The sequence below is a fragment of the Paenibacillus sp. CFBP13512 genome, assembly GCF_005233705.1.
In the GTDB taxonomy this organism is placed as follows: domain Bacteria; phylum Bacillota; class Bacilli; order Paenibacillales; family Paenibacillaceae; genus Saccharibacillus; species Saccharibacillus nuruki.
In genome coordinates, this window is the sequence record NZ_QGAD01000010.1 from 106,973 (window position 1) to 126,263 (window position 19,291).

Consider the following 19,291-nt stretch of genomic DNA (forward strand, 5'->3'; position numbering starts at 1 on the left):
AAACGGATGGATTTAGCACAACGTATTGCCAATCTTTCTCCTGAGCAACGCAAATTGTTAGAAGCACGCATGTCTCGTGAAGGAATAGCTCATACTACATCTGTTCAAATCGCAAGTCAACAAGCGACAACTATTACACCAGCGCCTATTCAAGCTTATTATCCTGTATCAACAGCCCAGCATCGGTTACTGCTGGTGCAGGAAATAGGTGGAGCATCGTTAGCCTATCATATGCCTATGATCGTTCAATTATATGGAATGTTGGATGATAAACAGTTGAATAAAGCGTTTAAGCAACTGATTGAACGTCATGAATCGTTACGTACTTCTTTTGCTTCCGAGAGTGGAAAAAGTGTACAAAGAATTCATGCAATAGAAGACATTACTTTTGAAGTGGAATATCTTACTCGTGCAAAGAAAACAGATGCTATCGTTGAAGAGTTAATCACTGAATTTATGATTCCTTTTACATTAGAGAATGCTCCTCTAATAAGGGTTCAGGTAGTTCAGTTCAATTCCCAAGAACATGTGTTGATGTTAGATATGCACCATCTTATCTCAGATGGATTGTCTATGGAGCGTTTGACAGAGGAATTTATTGCATTTTATAGTGGTGAATCGTTGCCTCCTTTGTCTATTCAATACAAAGATTATGCAGTCTGGCAACATACACACTTAACAGAAGGACATTGGAACAAGCAAGAAGAATTCTGGTTGACTACTCTTCAAGGGGAGCTACCTGTACTTCAGTTAGCTACAGACTTCTTGCGCCCATCTGTACAACAGTTTGATGGAGAACGTGTTTCGGCTACTGTAGATGGATCACTTCTCAAATCACTTAAGCAATTTGCAACACAACAAGGATGCACATTGTACATGTTGCTGTTGTCGGCTTACTATATTCTTTTATATAAATATACCGATCAAAATGATGTGATTGTAGGGACACCTGTAGCAGGTAGATCTCACTCGTCATTACAACCGTTGATTGGTATGTTTGTGAATACATTGCCATTGCGTCAATACCCTTCAGGCGAAAAGTCAGTCATTTCATTTGTGGAAGAAGTCAAGCAACATGTGTTGCAAGCTTTTCAATATGAACAATATCCGTTAGAACAAATTGTTGAAAAGCTTGCTATTCCAAGAGATATTAGTCGAAATCCATTATTTGATACTGTATTTGCATATCAGCATGCTCAGCCTGAAGTCATTGAGATTCAAGGATTACAATTTCAACCATATCAAAACGTCACTCACACAGCAAAATTTGATCTTACATTAATGATTGAAGAAGCGAGCTTATTAGATAAACTGATAATTCACTGGGACTATGCTAGTCATTTATATCAAAAAGAAACGATCACGGCATTTCATCATCATTATATAAATATTCTACAAGAAATGATGTCTGCACCAGAAAAATCACTAAGTACCATTCAGATGTTAACACCATCAGAACATGATGAATTGGTTATCGATATGAAACGTTTAACAGCAGATTATGATAGAGAACAAACGATTCATGGTCTTTTTGAACAGCAGGTTTTACTTTATCCGAATCAAGATGCAATCGTCTACGAAGACGACAAAATGACGTATGCAGAGCTGGATGAGCAAGCAAATAGAGTCGCTGCTTATTTACAACATCAAGGTGTTATGCCTGATGATATTATTGCCATTATGCCAGAGCGCTCTCTTCAGATGGTGATTGGCATTTTGGGAATTCTCAAAGCAGGAGCTGCTTACTTGCCTATTGACCCTGAATATCCAACAGCACGTATTCAATTAATGTTAGAAGATAGCAGTACTTCATTGTTACTGACTCATCATCATTTGGCTCAAAATATAGAATTTAGTGGCACAATACTAGATTTAGATGAGTCATACCTTTACCAACATGATTATGTGTATACGCCTTCGGAAGTGACTTCAGATCACTTGGCTTATGTTATTTATACATCAGGAACAACAGGTACACCCAAAGGTGTTCTAGTAGAACATCACGGTATGGCTAATATGAGATTAACGTATGAGCATACTTTTGAATTAACAATGCAAGATCGTGTGGTTCAGTTTGCAAGCCTATCTTTTGATGCTTCTGTGTGGGAAATGTATATGGCACTATTTATGGGAGGAACATTATATTTGGCTCCCAAAGAAAAGTTAATTAATATTGATTACTTTACCCGTTGGATGAATACACATCAGATTACTGTCGCCATGTTACCGCCTAACTTTGCTATTTATGTAGAACCCGAAAAATTACCTTCATTACGTCTATTGATTACAGGAGGCTCTGAGTCTTCTGCTGAATTGGTACGTCGCTGGAATCCTTATGTGGATTATTGTAATGCTTATGGTCCAACAGAAGCGACTATCTGTGTATCGATCTGGAAAAGTAATCGTGATGCACCAAAGCAGGTATCAGGTACGATTCCGATTGGCGAACCATCATGGAACACTCATCTATATGTTATGAATTCGGAACAGCAATTAACACCACGCGGAGTAGCAGGCGAATTATATATTGGTGGAGATGTATTAGCGAGAGAATACTGGCAACGTCCCGAGTTAACAACAGAGAAATTTATAATCCATCCTTTTTTACAAGGAGAACGATTGTATCGCACCGGCGATCTGGTACGTTGGTTACCTGATGGTCAGCTAGAGTATTTAGGAAGAATCGATCAACAGGTGAAGATTCGAGGATACCGAATTGAACTTGGCGAGATTGAGAGTAAGCTTGTTACTCATCCACAGATTCAAGAAGCAACTGTAGTCGTACATGAGCTTCAAGGAGAAAAAACAATTTGTGCCTATATTACAGTCCATGCTTCTATAAATAATGAACAGTCTATATCGTCAAATCAATTGCGTCAGTATATGCAAGAACAATTGCCTGTTTATATGGTACCTGCTCATATTATACAACTTGCTGAATTTCCATTAACCCCTAATGGAAAAATTGATCGTAAAGCATTACCTTTGCCTGATTTAACCCTTTTGTCTACAGAAGATTATGAAGCACCGGTTACGGATATAGAGCGAAAGCTTGCTGAACTATGGGCAGGTATTCTCGGAGTCGAATCTATTGGAAGGCAGGATCATTTTTTTGAACGTGGAGGACATTCTTTAAAGGCAGTTGTACTGATCTCACAAATTGCGCAGGAGATAGGAAGCGAAATCTCGTTACGACATATTTTTGAATATCCGATATTACAGGATCAGGCTCATTATATTGAGAATGCTCATCCGGCTTTACATATCTCAATACCTCGAGTAGATGATCAATTGGCTTATCCAGTATCTTCTGCTCAAAAAAGATTACTTATGATTGAAGATATTGCAGACGTTGGTGCTGCATATCATATTCCACTTTTGCTACATATTCAGGGAACACCTGATATAGCGCGAATGAACAAAGTATTTGTGCAGTTAATTGAACGCCATGAAGCTTTACGTACTTCGTTTTACCGAGAAGGGGAGGAGTATTATCAACAAGTACACGATATTTCTCATATTCAGTGGCAAATAGAACAACTGGAATATTCGCAGGCAGATGTGGTCGATTTTTCAGATTTGTTAACGACCTTTGTTCGTCCTTTTGACCAAGCTCATGCACCATTATTACGTGCTGGATTGGTTAGTATCAGCGCTCATGAACATATTTTGATAATAGATATTCATCATTTAATTGCTGATGGAAGCTCTATGGAAAGTCTAACTTTAGAATTTAATCAGTTGTACGCTGGAGAGACTTTAGCCGAGTTAAAAGTACAATATAGAGATTATACGGTATGGCACCAACAGCAACTTGAAGCAGGGTTGCTAGACCAACATGAATCGTTTTGGCTTAGTGAATTAGAGGGTGAACTTCCAGTATTGAATTTGCATACTGATTTCCCACGTCCTGTTCAACAAAGCTTTGCTGGACATTCATTTACAGTTCAAGTAGACCCTGAGTTAACCCATCAATTGCGACAGATTGCAGGGCAACATGAATCCACCATGTATATGCTCCTTCTTGCTGCATATCATATTTTACTTTCTCAATATACCGGACAAGAAGATATTATTATTGGTACACCGGTAGCAGGAAGAAATCATGCTGATCTTCAAAGTATGATGGGGATGTTTGTGAATATGCTACCATTGCGAAATGTCTCCACGAAAAAGCAAAGCTTTTCTCAATTTTTGAATGTGGTCAAAGAAAGAACATTGGAAGCTTTTCATCATGAACAAATGCCATTGGAACTTCTGTTGGAACAACTCAATCTTAAGCGTGACCTGAGTCGGAATCCGTTATTTGATACCATATTTACTTTACAAAATACAGGTTCTTCAGCGATGGTGGCAAATGAAGTAACATTTACACCTATTCCGATCAAGACGAATACATCGAAATTTGATCTATCGTTGACTGTGGAAGAAGAGGAAGGTTTGTTATTCCATTTTGAATATGCAGTCCATTTATATGAGCATGTAACGATTGAGCAGATGGCTACACAGTACCTGGAATTGTTATATCAATTAGCTTATGATCCGCATATTCTTCTGGGAGATATTAAGCTTATATCGGATAAGCAACAGGAATATATATTAACTACATGTAATCCACCTCATACAGTGTATCCGCGACATGCAACGATACAGCAGTTATGGGAAGAGCAGGTTTCGGCGCATGCAGATATGTCAGCAGTCATCTGTGGTGAAGATAGTTGGAGTTATCAGGAGATTGAAGATCGAGCGAATTCATTAGCATGGACATTGAATGCATTAGGCGTTAAAGCCGATACACTGGTAGGTATTATACCAGAGCGTTCACCGGATATGATTATTGGTATTCTGGCTATACTCAAAGCAGGTGGAGCTTACGTACCGATAGATGCTTCTTATCCAGCAGAGCGAATTCAATATATGCTTGATGACAGCCAAATTTCTATATTACTAACCATGAATCGCCCCTCTGAACTATCGGAACAAGTATTTAAAGGCACGATTCTGAATTTAAAAGAATCTGCATCTTATGATGAACGCACGCATTCATTACCATTTATCAATCAAGTTAATGATTTAGCTTATGTTATGTACACTTCGGGATCTACAGGACAACCCAAAGGAGTCATGGTAGAACATCGTAATGTTATTCGGTTGGTCAAAGAAACGAATTATATTCAATTCAATCCTGCTGATCGTATTCTGATGACGGGAGCGTTAGTATTTGATGCCTGTACATTTGAAATATGGGGAGCACTGCTTAATGGATTAAGTCTTTGTTTGGTGCCTGACACAACTATTTTAGATGCTGAAAAATTACATGTAGCTTTGCTTCAATATCAGATTACGACCATGTGGTTAACATCACCATTATTCAACCAGCTCGCATTGCAAAAACCAGAGCTTTTTCAACCTTTACAACAATTAATAATCGGTGGAGACGTTCTGTCGCCCAAAATGCTGAAAAGCGTACAAAACCATTGTCCACAGCTAACCCTTATTAACGGATATGGGCCTACAGAAAATACAACTTTTTCTTGTTGTTATACTATTCCATTCATCGAAAACGAACGTCCAATTCCGATCGGAAGACCGATTATGCATTCGACGGCTTACATTGTCAGTGAATCCGGTCATCTCTTACCTCCAGGAGTACCTGGAGAAATATGGGTAGGCGGAGATGGGGTAGCAAGAGGATATCTGAATCGAGATGATCTAACTTCCGAGAAGTTTGTTAGCAGTTATTGGCTTCCAACAGCACGAATGTATCGTACAGGAGATCTGGGTAGATGGTTATCCGATGGCACTATAGAATATTTAGGTCGCATTGATCATCAAGTGAAAATTCGTGGGTACCGGATAGAACCTAGTGAAATTGAAAATATACTACTTCGTCATGAGTCTGTACAACAAGTTCATGTTGCAATTCTTACTAGCGAGGATGGACAGAAAAGTCTATGTGCTTATATAGCTACACAAGAACCTTTAACGTATACCGATATTCGTCATTACCTCAATGGAAAATTGCCAGACTACATGGTACCTCAATATTATGTATTTCTGTCTGAGTTACCATTGAATACTAACGGTAAAGTTCACCGTCAAGCCTTGCCTCAGCCGGATTTGACATCGGCTTCTCTTCAGGATTATGTAGCACCGCGTAATGATCAAGAGCAAAAATTAGCTTTAATCTGGGCAGAGGTTTTAGGAATGGACAAAGTTGGAATCGATGATCGGTTCTTCGAATGTGGTGGGCATTCGCTAAAAGGTATTCAGCTTATATCTCAAGCTAAAGAACAAGGGATTTCTTTAAATATTCATCAACTCTTTCAACATCAAACGATTCGTGCGCTGTCTGATCTGTATATACCTAAAGATCAAAATCCAGATTCATTGTATATCTCTCAACAAAATGTAGTTATAAATGATGATTGGAAGATGGCAGATAGAAATTGTGACATTTCAGCAGAGCAATTCAAGCAGTGGAATCAACATATTCAGATTCATAATATGAAGTGGCATCAATATACGATGCAATCATCTGTGACAGAAGTATATCCGCTTGCGCCTGTTCAGCAACATCATTTGCTTCATCCAGAATGTTCTGGTGTTGTAATTCCTTTGCCTTATGCAGTAAATATAGAACGGCTAGCAAAAGCTTTTGCTAACATTGTTCAACGTCATGAATTACTACGTAGTCGATTAGTCAGTCATCAACAAGCTTGGGAATGGGAAGTCCGTGATCGGAATATCAACATTAATGAATCTGTATCTCATTTTCCAACATTGGATTTATCATTCTATACAGAAGTACAACAGCAATCGATATTATCATCTTTATTACCAGATTTGTATATGACTCCTTATGTATGTACAGAAGATCCATTGTATCGAATCTTATGTGTACGTCTTGAACCAGAGAAAAGCGTAGTTTTATTCGCTTGTTCACATCTTATTTTCGATGGCATGAGTGGAGAGATTCTCAAAGCAGAATTAGCCCAAGCTTATGAACGTGGTGAACACTATCAATCTGTATCATATGAGCATGTTCAGTATCATGATTATACGGAATTGGTTCTTCAGGGGCCACAGCATATAACAGATGAAGAGTTAAGTCATCGTTTTGAATTAGAACAGTTCTCTATAGCTAGTCAGCAAGTTCAGCAGAGTAATTCTTTAGTTCGTAATCAGTATAGTAAATGGGAAGGATATTTCGAATATGAGCATCTAGAAAAAGCAGATTCTTCTACGTCTATGAATGTGTTATTGCAATTATCTGCAAAAGTATTAGGTGCTTATTTTAAAATATCGAATGTTCCTTTTTGGTTAACTCATTATGGACGACAATATGGTGAACATTATTTTTATGAGCAAATGGGTGAATGTATTGATCAAATTCCTCTAGTGATAGCTACGGATCAAGCATTGCCTGACTTGCCTGCTCTATTAAATACGGTAACTACCCATCATATTAACTTCTTTAATCTACTCTATAACGAATCAATGAGCAAAGTATATCCACAAGCTTGTGCGTATTTATTATCTGCTTTTGCAGGTATGCCGATTGTATTTAATTATTTAGGTGAGCAAGAAGAGGAAGATCGAGAATGGAATCAAATGATTCAGCATACACAAGCTGTGAATGAGCTGGATGCAACAGAACAAACAATCGAACCTATCATTTATGTGACTGCACAGCATATTGGCACCCGATTGTATTTATCGCTGTTACTTCCATACGAAGCAGATATACAAGCAATTCATACGATGATGCAACAGCAATCTTCATTACTATCTCTACATCTACATCTGAATGCAGACCAAAGGAGTCGAGATTATGATTCAATTATTTAAAGATAGTCGATTTACTCGCTTTTTTATCTCTCGGACTTCAGCAAATATTGCAGATAGTATCTATTCGATCGTATTATTATATTTTGTACAAAAATCAACGTCATCTGTGTCATTCACTAGCTTCACGTTTACAGCGATCTCAGCAGCTTCTATATTTAGTTTTCTTTTGGGACCATTAGTTGACCGTTATTCCCCTTCACTGTTGGCAAGTATATCACTATTTGCTCAAGCTATTTTGATTATGCTAGTCCCATTTTTGATTGGCGATCAATATAGTAGCCTGATTATGATTTTAGTTTTAGTATTTGTAGCTTCTTGTTTTTCAATGTTATTTTATCCAGCCAATAATAAAATGTTGCCGATGCTCATTCGTTCACCTGATCGAATCGTACAGGCCAATTCAATGGTTGCATCCAGCGATCAGATTGTTAATATTGGAGGTTATTTATTAGGAGCTTCTGTTATTCTCTTGGTAGGTATGGAAAATACATTTTTCCTTGCAAGTGGATTGTTATTACTTTCAGGTTTTATCTATATTCAGTTGAAAAGACAACTGGATAAAAGTAATATTTCTGAAGTACAAGAAAATGAACCTCAAAAACAAGTAAGCTCTTATTTTGCAGAATTAAAAGAAGGATATATTTTTGTAATTCGGAATGCTTTTCTAAAAGTGATGTTGCCATTTTATGCTTTGACTAATTTTGCAATGTCGATCTTAATTATTACGGTGCCTGCACTAGCTGTTTCGTATGGTTCGCCGATTTATTACAGTTTACTTTATATCGCTTTTTTTGCAGGGATTTTTGCAGGATCAGGTCTAATCAATATCATGAAGAAAAATGGACTAGTGATTGCATTATCATGGATTCTAATGGGTGTTTCCCTGTATCTATTCGCTATTGCGCCAGTACTATGGATGAAGCTCAGTGCAGTATTAATGATGGGTGTATTTACAGGTATTATCAATGTTCTGCAAACCTCTATGATCCAGATTATTACACCGACAGAACTGATGGGGCGTGTTATGGCGTTTCTGCATACTCTGTCTAATGCGGCATTACCTTTAGGAGCTTTAGTAGGTGGGATGCTGTCATTAAGATTTCCATTAGAAAGTGTACTTTATATCAGTGCGATGATCATTGTGGGATGCGGGATTATTTTACTCTTTATTCGTTCCGTACGTCAGTTCCAAATGCCATCTGAAAAAGAACAAAAAGAATCAGCCGCTGGCATTAAAGAACCTGCCATTGTAGAAAAGCTTATTTAATAAAAAATAAAAAGAACCTTTCTTATACAGCATAGACTGTAGGAGAAAGGTTCTTTTTATTTGGTACGTGCGTGATGCTGGCGGAAATGAAGCGGAGTTAGCCCACAACTTGTTTTAAATAAACGATAAAAATATTTCATATCATGGATACCAACTTCGTCAGCAATATGTTGAATACTTCGATCGGTATTGATTAACAATTCACAACTTTTTTGTATACGAATTTGTTGCAACATCTGAGTATACGTATAACCGGTTGTTTCTTTAAACTTGCGTTGGAGATGGCGGGGACTGATGGATAACCATTGGCAGAACTCTTCCATTTTGAGTGGATCACGATAATGGACTTGAATATATTCAATCGTAAAAGCAACAGGATCGACCCATTTATCAGGTCTCGATAACAGACTGAATTGTTGGAGTCGGTACAATGTATTGAGCAGATCGAGTAAGCAAATATACAACTTATAATGAAAACCCGGTGACTGAGAATTAACAGCAAAATTCATGTTATACATTATTCGAGCCAGTTCCCCACCTTGATCTTGATACCGTAGCCAAGCTTCACTTTGACGAAAAAATTGGGCAATTGCGTCAAATTCGCGATCTAATTCATTTTTGGGCTCATATTGAGGTGCAAGAAGCTCCGTTTGGAACATACAATTCATCATTTGCAAAGGTAGAGCAGAGGGAGAAGATTCTGCTTTGAGCAAGTGAGGCATTCCGATCGGAATAAAAAATAAGTCTCCTTCTTCAAAAGGTAAGGAATCTTTGTGAATAAATAATGTGCCTTTACCTTCTGATATATAAATAATCTCATAAAAATCATGGGCGTGTTCTTGAAAAGAGCCTTCCACCGTAAACATTTTAAAAGAGATCGGTGTTTCTATAGGAAAAGGATGCTCAAGCATTTGAAAAGAATGATCGGATGATGACATATTACAGCTCCTCTATACAACATAATCGTATGTCGCTTTTGCCTATTTTTTTGTCGTATTCAACTATATTTCAAATTTGTAGATTTCGCTACAATAAAATAGTACAAGAGATCAACAATAACTCTTACAGACTATACGAATACTCACATTTCAGGAGGAACATATGACAACATCATTAACAACACATTTACCAAATACTGTAGCACCTTATTTACTTCGCCGAGGAGAAGGGAAACGTTATTTATTTGGCAAACAGTTAGCTACTGTCATCGCTAATTTTCAAAGTACAGGCGATATTTTATCAGCGGCTATTCTGTCAGGGCCTAAAGGGGAATCGTTCCCACTGCATATGCATCAGAACACCTATGAATCTATTTTTGTATTAGAAGGTAAAATTCAATTTGTTATCAATGGGGAGAGTCATCTATTATTACCGGGCGATTATGCACATATCCCACCAATGACAGAACATGCGTATCAATTACTGGCTCATCGTAATGCGTTTATTTCCTATTCTATCGCAGGTAATGTAACTGATATTTATGAGATCTTAGGTCAAGCCCATACACCATATGAATATCCAGCAGTTAGCAACCATGTGTATTCTACAGATCATTTACAACAAGCTGCGCAACAAGCGGACATTATGTTTTCTACATCGCACACGGTATTTTCTGATTATACCTTGGTCAGCAACAGTGTAATTCCTGAATCTGTAGCAGCTTATGTATTAGAAAGTGGAGAAGGTACCAAATTATTAACAGGGGATCAATTACATCGTTTATTGGCTACACAAGCGTCTACAGATGGCGATTATATTATGGTATCTACAGAAGGACCCAAAGGAGATGCCATCGTATCTCATTATCATGAACACCATACAGAAACCTTTTTCTGTGTACAAGGGCAGATGACGATGTGGGCAAATGGAGAAGAAGTTCAATTGTTACCCGGTGACTTCTTGCATGTACCTGCTGGAACCGTACACTCTTATCGTCTGGATACACACTATACCAAATTTGTAGGTGTACTGGTTAGTGGATTATTTGAACCGTTTTTCCGTCTATTAGGAGATGAATATGAACATTATATTTTCCCTGATACACCGGGACCTCTTCGTATGGATCGAGTGATTGCCAATATCCAAACGTTGGATCTTAAAGTTGTAACTCCACCTGGCGGTCACCGTCCAGAATAATGGGATAAAGGAAAAGAATAACGCTAGTCTTATACGTCTCTACTATGTGTATAAGGCTAGTATTCAGGTATATTATGAAAATTATTTATATTTTAGCATTGGCTATGATCATTTCTGTCATGAACTCAACGATGTTTAATGTAGCTTTACCATCCATTCGTCAAGATTTTGATCTCAGTAGTTCACAAGTGAGCTGGGTCGTAACGTCATATATTATTATTTACGCGATTGGCTCAGTGACTTATGGCAAGCTAGCCGATAAATACCGTCTTAAAAATTTGCTGACTGTAGGTATTTGCTTATTTGCGGTCGGTTCTATTGTAGGGTTTGTCGCTTCTGATTATTGGATGGTGATTGCAGGAAGAATTCTACAATCAGCAGGTGCTTCTGTTATTCCAGCATCGTCAATGATTATTCCGATTCGTTATGTATCTCCTGAAAAGCGTGGGAGAGCACTAGGCATTACTTCTTCTGGTATGGCATTAGGTACAGCTATAGGGCCGATTATTGCAGGTATGATTACCAGTTTTGCAGATTGGCGTTATTTATTTGCGATCTCTTTGCTATCATTAGTAACGATTCCATTTTTCCGCAAATATCTTAATCAAGATCAGGTACGTCCGCTGAAAATAGACCTCTGGGGCGGTGTAATGTTAGCAGCAACCGTAACATTACTTTTACTAGCGATTACCAATGTAAGCCTCATTCTTGCGATGATGACGATTGTATTATTAATTATCTTTATTTTGTATATTCGTCAAGCCAAACAACCTTTTCTGGATCCAGCGATTTTTCGTAACTCCACCTATACAATGACGATGATTATCGCTTGTCTGGCATTGATCTTTAATCTATGTGTGCCTTACTTGATACCCCAAATGTTAAGCAGTATTCATCAGTTGTCTTCCTTTACGATTGGTATGATTATGTTTCCGGGTGCATTGATCGCTGCTATTTTTGGTATCGTCGGTGGACGCATTGCAGATAGCAAAGGAAATACGTTTTTGCTTCGGATTGCTTTTATCTTACAACTGATGACGTATATCATTCTTGCTGTGTTTACCGATCGTTCGTACTGGATGATTATGGGCGTACTGGTGATTGGGAACACCGGACTGACATTTGCCCAAGTAGGGCTTGCGAATACCGTTTCTCGGACACTAGACGGCGCACAAGTAGGTGTAGGGATGGGTCTATACATGATGTTAAGCTTTATTTCAGGAGCGATTGGGACAACGGTCTTGGGATTGATTTTAGATCGTGTACAATCGCCGTGGTCATTTAATAGCTTATGGCATTATAGTGAAGCCAATACGTTCAGTAATATTTTCCTCGTATTTGCGATATGGATGGCAATAGTATTTATCTTTTTCTTCCGTTATTTACGAGTAGCGAATCAGAATAGTAAGATTGCGAAATAAAGATGATTTTAAGGTCATACAATCTATTTTTTTAGATAACGCTGTGACAAGTGCTATTCCGAATTAGATTCTATATCACAAATAAAATGCCTAAAATTAAAAACAGCAATAATGCAAAAAGGAAGCCTGAGATTGCGTATAGGCTTCCTTTTTGCATTGTAATAGTGAATATAATAGTGCTAATTAGTGATACCTTTACATTTTACTTTTTACTGCTTGATCACTTCGAAAGCTTCCCAACCGCTAATGGTACTTCGATTGGCAATCAGCGGGCTATCTCCATAATTGTCTGCACAGACATACTGATTATTCGCTAATGATTTGAAGGTTCGTTTCCCATCCGCTGTTGTTCCGATTTGGAACGTTTCCCATGTGCCAATCGCCGTTTTGTTAGCTATTAATGGGCTTGCACCTGTATTATCAGCAGATACGTATTTATTATTAGCTAGAGAACGCAAAGCAACATTGTTATTTCCAAGATCGATTAACTCAAATTTCTCCCAATCGCTTACTGTAGTAGAACGGGCAAGTAGAGGTGCATTTCCATAATCTTCAGCAGCTACATATTTTCCATTAGCTACAGCTTTAAGGGCTACAATATTACCTGTATCTCCAGAGCGCTGGAATACACGTACATAGTCGATTGCATATTTTTGCGGGAATGTAGTACTTGCATCAGGATAGCCAGGCCAGTTACCGCCTACAGCTAAGTTAAGTAATAAGAAAAATGGTTTATCAAATACCCATTGATTACCACCAATATCTGCTGATGTACGTGTATGGTATAGATTGTTATCGACATACCAGCGGATGACATTCGGTTCCCATTCAATCGAGAACGTATGGTAAGCGTTACTGATATTTTCACCGATAGTATAAGCCGCAGATAGACCACCTGCGCCTGAATAACCAGGGCCGTGAATAGTGCCATACACAGTGTTTGGAGCATTAGCACCTACGTATTCCATAATATCGATTTCACCGCTTTTTGGCCATTGGTTGCTACCGATATCGCTACCTAACATCCAGAATGCAGGCCAGATGCCTTTACCATAGGGAAGTTTAGCACGCATTTCAATTTTTCCATATTTCACGTCGAATTTGCCAGCTGTTGTTAAGCGAGCCGATGTATAAGGAGCACCATTATAATTTTCTTTTAACGCTTGAATAACCAGATTGCCATTATCCATATAAGCATTGTTGGTACGATTTGTATAATACTGTAACTCGTTATTTCCCCAACCGCCAGCACCTGTTTCTGAATTCCATTTGGAACCATCTACCCCTGTTCCGTTAGAGCCATTGAATTCATCTGACCAGATCTGTTTCCAAGTGCCTGCTGCTTCGGCTTGAGAATTCCAAGTCCATGATCCCAATAATGTAAATAAGCATAGCGTGGATAAAAGAATAGCAATCTGCTTGCGTATCAACATGAATACCCCACCTTTTATATGGTTTAATTTCCATTTTATTGTATTTTATGAAAGGTGAAAAATAAACTGTATTTACAAAAGAGCGTAGAAATACACATGTTCTACACAATAATACAACTTTAGTTCATTCTACGATTTGGCGATATGCTTGAGCCAACGACTTGGCGACATCTGCTTGTATTGTTTAAATACTCTGCCAAAGTAATTTAGACTCGTGAATCCACAGTGATAAGCCACTTGACTGATATTCCAATCACCAGAACGCAACAATTGCTCGGCTTCATGAATACGTAGCATATTGATATATTCGATAAATGTTTTGCCTGTTGTCTTTTTAAATAAATAACAGAAATAAGTAGGCGTCAATTGACATAGTTCAGCGGCTGTCTCGATCGAAATAGATTCTCGAAAATGATGACTCAGATGTTGAAACAAAGGTTGCATATAAGCAGGTTGATGGGAGGCAGGCAACTCTATATGATCATGAGCAACAATACGATAAAGCCAACCTATACAAGCCAGCAGATAGGATTTGATCAATAATTCAGAACCATAGGTAGATTGTTCATACTCTATAATCATCTGTTGTAAATAAAAGGTGACCTGTTTGGCTAACGGATGATCTTTGGGGAAAATAGCAGGTAGTATTAATTGATTTTCCAATAGGGGTCGAATATAGCGTGACTCTGTATGATCTAACTGGATATTCCGAATCAATGCTTCATTGAACACAATACATATCAATTCAGTATCTTCCTCCAAAGGAAAAGCGGCATGAATCTGACGGGTATTAACAAACACAATATCTCCTACCGCAATATCTTGATGCTCTGTACCGATTTGAACACGGAAAGAGCCTTTATAGACGATCATCCATTCCAAATGTTCATGCCAGTGCAAAGGTACCCAGCGCCAATGAGGTGCAGCAACGTGAAAGATATTAATCGGAAATGTTTTGTCGGGCATTTGAGTAACTTCATAAGGGGGTGAGAGTTGCATCTGTGGTCAACCTCCATTATATGTATAGTGAAATTAGACGGTATAGGAATCGGAAGCGATACGGTAGAGTATATATTTTATTTTGATGTACTTCGATGATCGTAATATTGTGCGAATACTACATAGAATTAGAGTAGGTTGAATCTATACAAAAGTATACAATATTTTAAGATGTAAACGTTATCAATTAAATAAATAGTGAGAGGATAACTACGAATGATTCGATTATATGATACAGCATTACTTTGTGAACCTATTGATATGAGCAAAGCATTTGGACAGATTGAAAATACCTATTTTATGGGGATGCATATCGAACATTTCAATCCCGAAACGGCTACCGGCGAGATACATTGGGAACGGTATTCACGTAAGCCTAGATTGGATTTTGGTAAATATACATTGCCTTTTACAGCCACAGAATCGTGGGAATTTCCTGCCTATACCGAATCACCTTCTTTTCCTTTTCGCTTGGAATTTGTTGATGCACAGACAGTTCGGATTCGATTAACCGTTCGTAAGCCCACTTTAGAACCCCGCCATAGTCTGATGCTTACAGAGGAAGAAATACCTGTTAGTCAAGATTGGATTATCGAACAACAGGATAATGATCATGTGACGTATCGAAGTGATTACGGCTCGGTAACGATAATGTACCAACCATGGCGGATAGAGTTTCGAGATGCTACAGGAAAATTATTAACACGCACACATCATATGGCAGATCAAGCTTCTATTCTCAGCTCTGACCCAACTCCATTTTGTTTTATCCGATCGGCGAAAGATATGAATCGTAGTCTAGCAGCAAGTTTTGCTTTATCTCCAGGAGAACGATTATATGGAGGTGGCGAATCCTTTTTGAAAATGGATAAACGCGGACAAAAGTTTAACTGGTTTACATATGATCCTTTAAGCGCGCAGACCGCAGATATGTATAAGCCTATTCCATTGTTATGGAGTAATCGAGGCTATGGGATGTTTTTTCATCATAGCTGTCCGATGACTTGTGATGTAGGGCATCATTTTGATGGAACCAATACGATCTATATTGGGGAAGATGAACTGGATTTGTTTTTCTTTTTCGGCACACCCAAACAAATACTGTCTAGTTACACATCGTTAACAGGGAAGTCTACTGTTCCACCGTTATGGTCTTTCGGATTGTGGATGAGTCGTATAACGTATCAATCCGAACAAGAAGTGAGGGAAGTCGCTAGTCAGTTGCAAGAGCAAAGGATTCCTTGTGATGTCATTCATCTGGATACCGGTTGGTTTGAGCATGATTGGCGTTGTGATTATCAATTTTCAACCAGTCGCTTTGATCATGCAGAGCAAATGATTACGGATTTACGTGAGCAAGGATATCGGATTAGCTTATGGCAGTATCCTTATTTTATGCCTTCTAATCCGCTATATGAAGAGATTATTGCCAAAGGTTATGCGATTAGTGATGGCAATGGTTATATTGCAGGGGAAGATGCCATTTTAGACTTTTCCAATCCTGAAGCCGTAGCGTGGTATCAGCAAAAGATTGCAGGATTATTAAATATAGGTGTAAGTGCAATCAAAGTCGATTTTGGAGAAAGTGCACCGATTCATGGTTCGTATTATTCTCGTCAAAATGGATGGAAAGAGCATAATCTGTATCCTCTTCGCTATAATCAGGCGGTATCTGAGATTACGCAAAAAGTCACCGGTGAATCGATTATCTGGGCACGTAGCGCATGGGCAGGCAGTCAACGTTATCCTTTACATTGGGGTGGTGATGTTGAAAATACGGATAATGGCATGGCGGCTTCTTTGCGAGCAGGAATGTCGTTGGGGTTGAGTGGCTTTACTTTTTGGAGTCATGATATCGGTGGATTTGTCCATCAAAGTCCGCGAGAATTGTATCGACGCTGGATGCCTTTTGGAATGTTGACGTCGCATAGTCGATGTCATGGAGCACCTCCCAAAGAGCCGTGGCATTATGATGAAGAGTTTGTCGAAGATTTTAGAAAAGCAGTCGAGTTAAAATATCAGCTGATGCCTTATATTTATACACAATCGGTTGTAAGTGCTGAACAAGGCATTCCATTACTGCGTCCACTATTGCTTGAATATCCAGATGAACCGGGTGTATGGCAGATTGAAGATCAGTATTTGCTAGGAACAGATCTGTTAATTGCTCCGATGTTAGAACAAGGAATGACAGCTAGAGAGGTGTATACTCCTTCTGGAGAGTGGATCGATTACCAGACAGGTAAGAGATATGCAGGCTCTACATGGCATCATATAGCAGAATCCATCATTCCGATCATTATACTGGTCAGAGCAGGTAGCCTGATTCCACATGTACCGGTTGCATTATCGACTGCATGGATCGATTGGACAGCGGTAGAGTGGCGACATTATGAAGCTACAGATTCAGCTAGTAATAAATACGATTGGCAAATCGCTTTACCTGTAGATAAGCATTATAGCTGGTTGACAGGCCAATGGATCGACAAACAGATTACGATAGAATCCACATTATCATCTAGCGAAAATGACCCTCATTCTGCCAACGAAAAGAAATATCAAGAGCTTATTCATACATGGACATATCGAAAAATGAATAGCTAATTTGTTGTATCGACGATTTCTATAGTTCTCTTATAGAGTCGTCTTTTTTTGTCTGATCGCGATTCCTAAAAATGAAGATGTAGTATTTGTACAAATACAGGACGTAAATGTCTATGGAGTCTAGAAATTTATTCCATATACTAGAGAAGTGCCTAATTGAAAATGATTATCAATATCAAAGGAGCGATTATGATGATAGAAACAGTAGATTCAGCCGTATCTCAAAATACACGTTATTTGCAAAGCCAATCCGAAAGAGAGTCTAATGCTCGTTCCTATCCACGCCGATTACCAATTGTCATCAAAGAAGCTGAAGGGATTCATATTACAGATATGGATGGCAAAGTATACTATGACTGCTTAGCAGGTGCAGGAACATTAGCTCTTGGACATAATCATCCTGTTGTGATCGAAGCGATCCAACAATTACTAAACAGCAAGCATCCGTTGCATACCTTAGACCTGACTACACCCCTCAAAGAACAGTTTGTAGAAGAAGTATTTGCAAGTCTTCCGCCATCTTTTGCCCAAAATGCCAAAATTCAATTTTGTGGCCCTACCGGAGGAGATGCAATCGAAGCAGCGATAAAGTTAGTCAAAACAGCTACAGGTAAACGTAGTATTTTATCTTTTCAAGGGGGATATCATGGATCGACTCATGCCGCAATGAGCCTTAGTGGAACATTAGGGCAAAAAGAACGTGTGAATGGATTGATTCCTGATGTTCATTTTATGCCGTATCCGTATGAGTATCGTTGCCCCTTCGGAATCGGCGGAGAACAGACGCATCAGATCAGTAGTAGTTATATCGAAAATTTGTTGGATGATCCTGAGAGTGGCATTGTATCGCCATGTGCAATGATTTTTGAAGTGGTACAAGGTGAAGGAGGCTCTATTCCTGCTCCTGTAGAGTGGATTCGTGAAATGCGTCGTATTACACAAGAACGCAATATTCCATTAATTATTGATGAAGTACAGACAGGACTTGGTCGGACAGGCAAATTGTATGCTTTTGAACATGCAGGTATTATTCCTGATGTATTGGTATTGTCCAAAGCTATCGGAGGAAGCTTGCCATTATCTGTTGTTATCTATAACAAAGATTTAGATCAATGGAATCCAGGCGCACATATCGGTACTTTCCGTGGTAACCAGATGGCGATGGCAGCAGGACTTGCAACATTACGTTATATTCGTGAACATCATTTGCCTGAGCATGTCACTGATATGGGATCGTTATTGGTAGAACAGTTACAGCAGATTCAACAGCAAGTGGGTTGTATTGGTGATATTCGTGGTCGTGGATTAATGATTGGAGTGGAGATTGTAAATGATCAGCACATCATGGATCATCTAGGGCATTATCCAGCACATCCACAATTAGCAAGCTTGATCCAGCAAGAATGTTTGAAACGTGGACTGATTCTAGAAGTAGGAGGAAGACATTCTACCGTCATGCGGTTTTTACCACCCCTTATTATTACAAGAGAGCAAGTATTAGAAGTCACTCGTATTTTTGGTGAAGCTGTCACTACAGCGTATCAAACGTTACAGACTTCTACAGTGTAATGATCAAGCAT

The 19,291-nt window shown here is 38.6% G+C and carries 9 protein-coding genes; 6 read left to right on the plus strand and 3 right to left on the minus strand.

Going from position 1 to position 19,291, the window contains the following annotated elements:
• Nucleotides 1-6: 6 nt before the first annotated feature.
• Together PaeCFBP13512_RS15300 and PaeCFBP13512_RS15305 are read left to right on the plus strand one after the other, a co-directional pair.
• On the plus strand, nucleotides 7-7,851 hold the full coding sequence (locus PaeCFBP13512_RS15300) for a non-ribosomal peptide synthetase (RefSeq protein WP_137224206.1): 7,845 nt from the start codon (nucleotides 7-9) through the stop codon (nucleotides 7,849-7,851).
• Entirely contained in the window at nucleotides 7,835-9,118 is a 1,284-nt protein-coding gene (locus PaeCFBP13512_RS15305) for an MFS transporter (protein ID WP_193555957.1), read from the plus strand. Before PaeCFBP13512_RS15300 ends, PaeCFBP13512_RS15305 begins: the two co-directional genes overlap by 17 nt.
• 56 nt (nucleotides 9,119-9,174) lie before the next feature.
• On the opposite strand, the gene PaeCFBP13512_RS15310 is transcribed toward PaeCFBP13512_RS15305, so the two are convergent.
• Nucleotides 9,175-10,056: an AraC family transcriptional regulator gene (locus tag PaeCFBP13512_RS15310; RefSeq protein ID WP_137224208.1), complete on the minus strand. Its 882-nt coding sequence runs from the start codon at nucleotides 10,054-10,056 to the stop codon at nucleotides 9,175-9,177.
• Between the two features lie 163 nt (nucleotides 10,057-10,219).
• Between PaeCFBP13512_RS15310 and PaeCFBP13512_RS15315 the strand changes: the two genes are divergently transcribed.
• Both PaeCFBP13512_RS15315 and PaeCFBP13512_RS15320 read left to right on the plus strand, forming a co-directional pair.
• Nucleotides 10,220-11,254 (plus strand): quercetin 2,3-dioxygenase, encoded by a 1,035-nt coding sequence (locus tag PaeCFBP13512_RS15315; RefSeq protein ID WP_137224210.1) that lies wholly within the window; start codon nucleotides 10,220-10,222, stop codon nucleotides 11,252-11,254.
• Between the two features lie 74 nt (nucleotides 11,255-11,328).
• Entirely contained in the window at nucleotides 11,329-12,675 is a 1,347-nt protein-coding gene (locus PaeCFBP13512_RS15320) for an MFS transporter (RefSeq protein WP_137224212.1), read from the plus strand.
• A 209-nt stretch (nucleotides 12,676-12,884) separates the two neighbouring features.
• On the opposite strand, the gene PaeCFBP13512_RS15325 is transcribed toward PaeCFBP13512_RS15320, so the two are convergent.
• Together PaeCFBP13512_RS15325 and PaeCFBP13512_RS15330 are read right to left on the minus strand one after the other, a co-directional pair.
• A complete protein-coding gene (locus PaeCFBP13512_RS15325; protein WP_137224214.1) occupies nucleotides 12,885-14,108 on the minus strand; it encodes a glycoside hydrolase family 16 protein in 1,224 nt (407 codons plus the stop codon).
• 129 nt (nucleotides 14,109-14,237) lie between these two features.
• Nucleotides 14,238-15,107, minus strand: a complete 870-nt coding sequence (locus PaeCFBP13512_RS15330) for a helix-turn-helix transcriptional regulator (RefSeq protein ID WP_137224216.1) — start codon at nucleotides 15,105-15,107, stop codon at nucleotides 14,238-14,240.
• Between the two features lie 216 nt (nucleotides 15,108-15,323).
• On the opposite strand from PaeCFBP13512_RS15330, the gene PaeCFBP13512_RS15335 reads away from it, so the two are divergent.
• Nucleotides 15,324-17,711, plus strand: coding sequence for a glycoside hydrolase family 31 protein (locus PaeCFBP13512_RS15335; RefSeq protein WP_137224217.1), 2,388 nt, complete (start codon nucleotides 15,324-15,326; stop codon nucleotides 17,709-17,711).
• 192 nt (nucleotides 17,712-17,903) lie between these two features.
• Entirely contained in the window at nucleotides 17,904-19,280 is a 1,377-nt protein-coding gene (locus PaeCFBP13512_RS15340) for an aspartate aminotransferase family protein (protein WP_441343335.1), read from the plus strand.
• The last annotated feature ends 11 nt before the right edge of the window (nucleotides 19,281-19,291 follow it).

Bases quoted from the DNA above. Each gene is read 5' to 3' on its own strand.
- PaeCFBP13512_RS15300 (WP_137224206.1), top strand. From the start codon at position 7: ATGGATTTAGCACAACGTATTGCCAATCTTTCTCCTGAGCAACGCAAA.
- PaeCFBP13512_RS15305 (WP_193555957.1), top strand. From the start codon at position 7,835: ATGATTCAATTATTTAAAGATAGTCGATTTACTCGCTTTTTTATCTCT.
- PaeCFBP13512_RS15310 (WP_137224208.1), bottom strand. From the start codon at position 10,056: ATGTCATCATCCGATCATTCTTTTCAAATGCTTGAGCATCCTTTTCCT.
- PaeCFBP13512_RS15315 (WP_137224210.1), top strand. From the start codon at position 10,220: ATGACAACATCATTAACAACACATTTACCAAATACTGTAGCACCTTAT.
- PaeCFBP13512_RS15320 (WP_137224212.1), top strand. From the start codon at position 11,329: ATGAAAATTATTTATATTTTAGCATTGGCTATGATCATTTCTGTCATG.
- PaeCFBP13512_RS15325 (WP_137224214.1), bottom strand. From the start codon at position 14,108: ATGTTGATACGCAAGCAGATTGCTATTCTTTTATCCACGCTATGCTTA.
- PaeCFBP13512_RS15330 (WP_137224216.1), bottom strand. From the start codon at position 15,107: ATGCAACTCTCACCCCCTTATGAAGTTACTCAAATGCCCGACAAAACA.
- PaeCFBP13512_RS15335 (WP_137224217.1), top strand. From the start codon at position 15,324: ATGATTCGATTATATGATACAGCATTACTTTGTGAACCTATTGATATG.
- PaeCFBP13512_RS15340 (WP_441343335.1), top strand. From the start codon at position 17,904: ATGATAGAAACAGTAGATTCAGCCGTATCTCAAAATACACGTTATTTG.